This window comes from Bacillus sp. MHSD_36, from assembly GCF_030757775.1.
Lineage (GTDB): Bacteria > Bacillota > Bacilli > Bacillales > Bacillaceae_G > Bacillus_A.
This window is the reverse complement of record NZ_JAVBIS010000034.1, coordinates 1-428: the sequence shown is the minus strand read 5'-3', so window position 1 is coordinate 428 and position 428 is coordinate 1. Positions and strand designations below refer to the sequence as shown.

General features: G+C 50.0%; 4 tRNA genes. All 4 read left to right on the top strand.

Annotated features, from left to right (window positions below):
* Positions 1-15: 15 nt before the first annotated feature.
* The 4 genes from Q9B79_RS26835 (at position 16) to Q9B79_RS26820 (ending at position 425) form a co-directional block, all read left to right on the top strand.
* A tRNA-Leu gene (locus Q9B79_RS26835) sits at positions 16-98 on the top strand.
* A 97-nt stretch (positions 99-195) separates the two neighbouring features.
* A tRNA-Arg gene (locus Q9B79_RS26830) sits at positions 196-272 on the top strand.
* A gap of 4 nt (positions 273-276) precedes the next feature.
* A tRNA-Pro gene (locus Q9B79_RS26825) sits at positions 277-353 on the top strand.
* Position 354: 1 nt separating this feature from the next.
* Positions 355-425 (top strand) — tRNA-Gly (locus Q9B79_RS26820).
* Positions 426-428 lie beyond the last annotated feature (3 nt).

Genomic DNA, 428 nt, shown 5'->3' with positions numbered 1-428 from the left:
TTTTGTTTTTTCCGCGCGGTCGTGGCGGAACGGCAGACGCGCTAGGTTGAGGGCCTAGTGGGGGAAACCCCGTGGAGGTTCAAGTCCTCTCGGCCGCATCAAAAAAATCTTTCAAAAAGTACTTGCATTAAAAAATGAAGTATGATAAGATAATTGAGTCGCCAAAATACAACGACGAAAAAACATCATGAATAAGCGCCCGTAGCTCAATTGGATAGAGCGTTTGACTACGGATCAAGAGGTTAGGGGTTCGACTCCTCTCGGGCGCGCCATATACGGGAAGTGGCTCAGCTTGGTAGAGCACCTGGTTTGGGACCAGGGGGTCGCAGGTTCAAATCCTGTCTTCCCGACCACGCGGGTGTAGTTTAGTGGTAAAACAAGAGCCTTCCAAGCTCTGGTCGAGAGTTCGATTCTCTTCACCCGCTTTT